At 56.8% G+C, this 6,792-nt stretch carries 3 protein-coding genes; all 3 read right to left on the bottom strand.

Features of this window, described 5'->3' with window-relative positions; translation table 11 throughout:
* Window positions 1-2,303, bottom strand: a 2,303-nt coding sequence (locus ACFR99_RS13720; protein ID WP_390288277.1) for a type IV secretory system conjugative DNA transfer family protein, incomplete at its 3' end; no start/stop codon positions are given.
* Window positions 2,293-3,492, bottom strand: a complete 1,200-nt coding sequence (locus ACFR99_RS13715; protein ID WP_390288275.1) for a DUF8128 domain-containing protein — start codon at window positions 3,490-3,492, stop codon at window positions 2,293-2,295. The genes ACFR99_RS13715 and ACFR99_RS13720, both read right to left, overlap by 11 nt.
* Window positions 3,485-6,787, bottom strand: a complete 3,303-nt coding sequence (locus tag ACFR99_RS13710; protein WP_390288273.1) for a VirB4 family type IV secretion system protein — start codon at window positions 6,785-6,787, stop codon at window positions 3,485-3,487. Before ACFR99_RS13710 ends, ACFR99_RS13715 begins: the two co-directional genes overlap by 8 nt.
* Window positions 6,788-6,792: the final 5 nt, after the last annotated feature.

The raw sequence follows: 6,792 nt of genomic DNA, 5'->3' as shown, positions 1-6,792 counted from the left end.
ACAGTCCGATTTGCATCCGTCGTCTGTGGACGAACCGCAGTGACGCCACCATGAGCTGTCGCGCCACCACCGAAGGTCACAATCTCATCACAGTTGTAGAACTGCTCAGTGCCATCCGATCGTTCGTGCAGTGGCTTTGAAAGGATATTCTCGACTCGTGATGCCACCTGTGTCTCAGATTCTCCAGGTCGAACAACGAAGATCGGAATGCGGTCTTCCTCGTGAGCGCGTTTGAGATTCTGCAGAACCTTCGCTGGGCGGTCTGGCGTTGTTGTCTCTGCCTCGATGTTAAACACCACATCGTGATCTGGGTGCGTGGCAACTGCGTCAGGTTGCTCACTCCCATCCTGCTCGAGGATCTCGACACTGAACCCGCGTTCAGTGAGCGCTACCTCAGTATCCAGAAGCACTGCATCGTGGCTGGTTCCACCAGCTGAGCCGACAGTGCCCGTCTTAGGCCGGACCAACTCTTCACCCTCGTCAGTGAGCCGAGCGACGATCTCATCGTTCTGCAGGTCGACCTCGATCAACTGCGAGGCATCGCGCACGTCCGGCAGGTCTTCGTATGCATAGTCAATCTCGGGCTCGGTTTTCTCGAGGCGAGCCACGAGTTCCTCGTCAACAGCCGTGACCTCGACCCAGCCATTTGCCTCTCGTACACCCTCTCGAATTTGGACTGTGCGGAGAGCTTCTGCCATGGTCTCGTCCAGTATCTTCGTCGGATTGGCAGCCTCATTGGAATCGCTGTAGATGAGGTTCTGAAGGATCTCTGCGTCCGTTAGCGGGTCAGTCCCATACCGCTCGAGACTTTGTTCGATGATGTCATCGACGTCGTCTGTCCCACGGAGAGGCGGGTATGGCGGAAACGTCCGAATCAAGACGGGTTCGGAGTATCGTCCCCCAGAAAGAGGGATCCGCGTCCACACTTTGAACTGGTCGGTCGTGATGAGGTCTTCTGCGGTGTAGTCGCGGAATCGTTTCATCAATAGTTCGGCGTCATCACTGTCGTTAACCGAGAACGTGAGGAGGTTGTCACAGTTGTTCTGCATCGCTTTCAGCGTGTCCTCGTCAAATTGCGAGGGATACTGCGAGGCAAGAGTCACGGAGAGCCGCATCGACCGGGCTCGAGCCAGCATTGACTCGATGTCGAGATTGTCACTGGCGATATCATCGAACTCGTCACAGAGGACGAAGTAGGGATCCGGCGTCGTATCCAACTCATATGATCGCCGCTGAATCGAACTCCAGAGATTCCGCATCACGCCGAGCGTGACCATCTTCTTGATGTCCGTATTCTCGACGGGCGTTCGGACGATGACGATTCGGTCGTTGTCGATGATGTCTCGGAAATCGATCGTACTCTCACGGTGGGCAATGATCCGACGAATCACCGAATTCTCGACCCACGATTTGATCCGTTTCAGCAATGGCCGAATCGTCTCCTCTTCCATATTCGCGATCTCGAGGCAGAACTCCCTGATGTAGGGATCCTCGACATCGAGGGCGAAGTCTTCGCGCCGCTCGGCGTTGAGCAACGTGAAGTACATATCGATGATTGAGAACGGCTTCTCCGATTTCATCATCGCTCGAGCCATCGACTCGGTGATCGCCTCCATGTTGATGCCCCAGTAGTCAGAGGTGTCGAAGACCGCTTTCAGGTTCTCGACCCGGTTTTCGATCTCGTTCTCGAGTTCCTCGCGCGTCTCACACTCGGGCACCTCAAGGAAGTTCATCCCGATCGTCTTCTCGTGAGTAGTCGAACCGGGTTCGATCCAAACCACGTCCTTGAGACGATGTTTGGGGAGCATCCGGAGGAGCTCTCGGGAGTCACGACCCTTTGGATCGAAATACGTGAAGCCGTACCCGGAGTAGGCCCACTGAACCATCATATTCAGGAGTTCGGTCGTCTTTCCGTAGCCGGTCGTTCCGGCGATCCATGTGTGCCGAAAGAGCGACTCAAATCGGAGCGGCGCCTCACGAAAGCCGGTCTGTGGGTCCTCTGAGTAGCCGATCCAGAGTGGCGCTGGTGCATTGTATATCCCGGCTTCGAACATTTCTCGAACGAACGGGCCTGCAACTGTCCCCTCGTCGGCTGTTTCTGTGATAACCTTCTTTCCGCCAATACGAGTCGTGTTCTGTTCGACGATATCGTATTGTTCATCCTCATCGGGACTGGGTTGATGAGCTGACGATTCAGCGGCCGTGTTTTCTTCCGGCTGTTCATCGCCTCCAGCGGCGTGCTCATCATGGTGGTCGTCACTGGAAGCCTCGTCACCGGATCCAAAGAAGCGATCAAGCACCATCGAATCCCTCCTGTTCTCGAGTTGGTTGTTCAAAACTGACTGCTGTCTCGTTCGGAACGCCAGCGATCTGTCCATCTGCCGGTGAGTCGTCAGGTGATTCGTCAGCTGCGTATCGGCTCCCATCTGCTGGCAGCCGATCGCCACGCTGTGTATACCGCCAGTCGATCTTTGGCGTCTCAATCTCCGAATTGGGGATGTGTGCGACGCCAGCGAGTTCGTCGACGGTCATAATCATGTGCCGGTCGATCCACTCACGGTCACACATCCGCTGGACGAACTGCCGAAGCCGCGTTTCGCGTTTGCTCTCTCGACGATGCCAAACAGGATTATCGTTAAGGCCCTGCTCAGTGATCGCGTTGTAGTACTTCCTGAACATCCCCGCGACGCCACGAGCACGGGCCTCAGCCTCGTCTTGCTCGCTCGAGGCAGCAAGCACGCGAATGTTCACGTGGAACGCCTGCTGGCCACGTTGCTGTTCGATGGTTTTCGCAGCCTGTTTGTCCTTCTCGCTTGGCGGTCGCGTTCGGGGATTAAGCCAGCCGACGGATGTCCCTTGCCGAAGCGCGTGCGCGAGTTCGTCGACGCTATTGTGCTTGAACCGGTCGCCGTCGGTCCACGACTGTTTCGCAGGTCGGAAGACGACCTGCGTGATAACCGTGCTTTCATCAAGCGAGAGCATTTCGCTCGTGATTTCGCCGTAGGGATCAGTCTCGAAGCCCTCGCTATTGTGATGGCGGATCGGATAGTAGGGGATCTTCTCCATCTCGAGCCACGCGCCGGCAACGTACTCGTCAGCGTCGATGACGGGGAACGCATAGCCCTCTTCGACTGGGATGACCTCGCTATTGGCGTAGTTGTTTCCGACACGACGACGGAACTTGTCGGCAGCCGCCTCGGTAGCAGCGTGCATGTAGAACTTGATCTTCCCTTCGTCAAACCAGACCTCAAACGAGTGGTGGTCACTCGTATTCTTCCCACGGAAGTTCGTCGTCACATCGTGGACTGACTGGAGGACCCCGGCCCCGTCCGCGATACCATTGTTCTCCTTGTAGGGGCGGATCCGCAGCAGCGTGCCTGGCGTATCCGCTTGCTGTTGGACGAACGAATCGTGCTCTCCGAAGTCGAGTTGCGTCGCCTCGTACTGTGGCGACGAACCCAGGATTGTCTTGATCTGGTTGAACCTAGTCATGGTCTTGCGTGTCAGACTCCGTTTCAGTCGTATCCTGTGCAGTAGCTGATTCCCCACCGTCAGGCCGGACAGCTGATGTTTCACTGTCTGTCTCGAGGGAATGCTCGACGACCGCATCGAGAACCTCCTCTTTCGTGAGATCTGCCTCGAGAAGCCGACTGGCCGCATCTGCGCTGAGATCGAGACGCGTTGCAAGCGCGTTGCGCTGAGCTTCGTTCTCGACGAACTCTTCGAAAGCGAGCAACTCTGCTGGCTCGTCACGAATCGCCTGCTCAATGAAGGCCTGGTCCTCGGGCTCGTAGTCGATGACTCGTTTCTCGAAGTCGTCAGCAACGATATGCAGCGGGTACGTTCCGTGTTCTTCGACGCGAACGAGTGCCTGACTGTAGCCAAGGTCTTCGTTGCCGGCGTCGGCACCTCTGACGTACCGGCGCTGCTCTTCCGTGAGGCCGATCTTGTCCGCTGTCCGATCATCCAGTTCGGGGAGCTTGTGGAGGACTTTGATCGGGCACATGCCGATGATCTTCTCCGCCTGCTCAGTTTCATAGAACTCCTGGGCCGTCTGAGAGAGTAACACCATCCGAAGCCCCGCATGGCGTTGGTGCCGGAACGCTGTCTCGAGGAAGTCAAGATTCGCTTGATCCTCGAAGAGGTAGTGGGCTTCGTCGATCGCGAGTTCAACGTTTCGCTGAGTGTTTTTCGCCTGCTGGTAGATCGTCGACAGCAACAGTTGCATCAGGAACGTCTGGCGATCGATCCCCGATGCGCTGCCCTCGATCTGACCGAGGTCGATATAGACGACTTTGCTGTCGCCCTCGAGGATATCGATCTCGGAGTGATGTGAGAGATTCTCGTAGGAGCCACCCTCGCGGAACGGCTGGAACGCAATCGCGAGTTCGTCCGCATACTGTGCAGCACGCTCGCGAGCGGACTCGGACTCCGCGATATTGTGCTCATCTGGGTTCTCGGCGATATCACAGAGAATTCGGTGAACGTCCTGCATCGTCGGTGAGTTTGCCGACGTATGCGTCGAGACGTCGTCTTCAACGATCCCTGCTTGCCGGTAGGCTTCGTCGATGACATACGAGAGAACGCCCGTCTCGGTTCCAAGTTCGATATCGCGAGCGTCGAGGAAGTTCTCGAGGACAGCGTAGACTTCGTCTTTCTTCGCCGAGAGGGGTGAAATCCCATCACTGGAGTTGAGGACGTGCTGTGGCGTCTCGCGGATCTCAAGTGGGTTGAGTCTCGTGTCGCCACCGACGGTGATCGTCTTTGCGTTCAGCGCGTCTGCGATCCCGCGGAAGCCACCAACTGGATCGACGAGAACGAGCATCGTGTCGGTGCGGCGTTTCATCATCCGAAGATGGCGCATGATGTCGCCGAACGTCTTCCCAGCGCCCGGCATCCCGACGACGAGTTCACTGTGACCTGTCTCGAGCGCCCATGGATTGATTCGGATTGGGGAACCGTTGTGGCCGTGATAGCCGTACTCGATACCCTCGTCCATCATCAGGTAGTTCGACGAGAACGGAAACATCGCGCCGACGGCTTGGTTCGTCAGCGTCGACATACGGTCACGGCCAAGTTCGTTCGCGCCAAGCGGCGACACTGTTGCGAGTCCGCGTTCCTGCCAGCGACTTGCGACCTTGAGCGTACAGTTCGCTGGCGCATCCTTGATGATCGACCGCAGGCGCGTCGTCTGATTATCGAGTTCCTGTTGACTATTAGCGGCGAGGCGAATGAACACACCACCGCGATAGAACGACGCTTTGTTCGCACGGACGAGCGACCGCATATACTTCGCCTGATCGATGTCTTCCTGGAGATCCTCGGATTTGAGGCTATTCGAGTCGTGCTGGTTGATCTTCAAATCTGAGATCCAGTCTGCCATCATGTCCTGAGCCGACTGGCTGTCGAACGGATCGAGATGGATGCTGATGTCGGTCTGCAACTCCGTGTCGAGTAGCAGTCGCTCGAGAAGGCCATCTGGCGGTTCCTCGGGGAATTGTTCGATCCAGAACGTGCGAACGTACGTCTCGTCGTTGATCACAGCGTAGGTCGTTTCCCAGTCGACCGTCGACGGCGCAATCACCGACTGGTGCATCGTCGACGTGTCTGGCAGCTGATCGCCAGTTCCGGCGGACGAGTCGTCGATAGTGTCTTCACCACGATCGCTCGAAGCCGTATCTGACGGACTGTCGTGCTCAGCCATTGCATCGAGGACGTCGTCAGGATCGGGCGTTGCTGGGACACCGTCGCTTATCCCGTGGGAAACGACTGGGAACGTCCCGAGTGCATTCGTGATATCGGCGTACTCTTCGGGATGGCACGTCCAGTACTCCTTCGTGATCCGAGCGAGATCGTAGGCATCGACGGGGCTGATCGAACACCGATAGAGCGACGACCCACCACGACGGAGTTGTGTGAGTCGTGACTCGAGATGCTCTTCCTTGAATTGCTCTCGCTCAGCGTCGGTCAGGTCGTCAGTTTGGAACCGACCGAAGAGCCGTCCAATAGCAGGAAGGTCAGCAAGATAGGCGAGGACACTGTCGTCCGTTTTATCGAAGTACTCGATATCATCGTCGTTCACCGCGGTGATGAGGTAGTACTCGCGGATCGTGGTCGTCTCAGAGTCGATTTCACCGTTGTCAGTCGTATTCGCCGCAACGTATTTCTCGAGAAGCCGTTTCAACACGGGGCGTGAGCGAACATCAGCGTCAGCGAGTCGGTTCTGATGTACACGGACGATCTCGTCGTCATCGACCTCGCGGCTAGTGACGTAGATCTTCACTGGAAAGTTGACAGTCGAGTTGGCGAACTCCGAGAGTGACTGAACAGCCTTCGCCCACGCGTCGTCGTCCTCAAGAGCCATGTTCGCGGGCTCGACTTTCATCGCCCCAACGAGTGCGCCATCCGTTCGTTCGATGGCATGCGGGTACACTCGCTGTAGGCGAGTCAGATACCGTACTTCGCTATTGTCTTCGCCGCCGTGCGTGTACTCCTTGTTCTTGATCGCCCAGCTAAGACGAGCAGCGAGCCACTCGGTGAGCCACAAATATCCGGGCTTGACCTTGTGGAGCAAGAACAGCAGCGTCGTAAGCATAAGTCCGAATCCCAGCACCGGGATTGTCAGTGCTGATGGGACGAACGTCGCTACAACGACCGTGACGAACGCGACTGCGAGAAACAGCATGAGTTCGCCGATCGTATAGCCCTGGAAAAAGGCTGTTGTGCCACCTAATGACTGGTGGATCTTTCGCGCATTATACTCGTGATCCTCAGTGTTCGTACTCATCAAAC

This window comes from Haloarchaeobius amylolyticus (genome assembly GCF_042678045.1).
GTDB lineage: Archaea > Halobacteriota > Halobacteria > Halobacteriales > Natrialbaceae > Natrinema > Natrinema amylolyticus_A.
This window is presented reverse-complemented; position numbering and strand designations above follow the sequence as displayed.

Bases quoted from the DNA above. Each gene is read 5' to 3' on its own strand.
- ACFR99_RS13715 (WP_390288275.1), bottom strand. From the start codon at position 3,492: ATGACTAGGTTCAACCAGATCAAGACAATCCTGGGTTCGTCGCCACAG.
- ACFR99_RS13710 (WP_390288273.1), bottom strand. From the start codon at position 6,787: ATGAGTACGAACACTGAGGATCACGAGTATAATGCGCGAAAGATCCAC.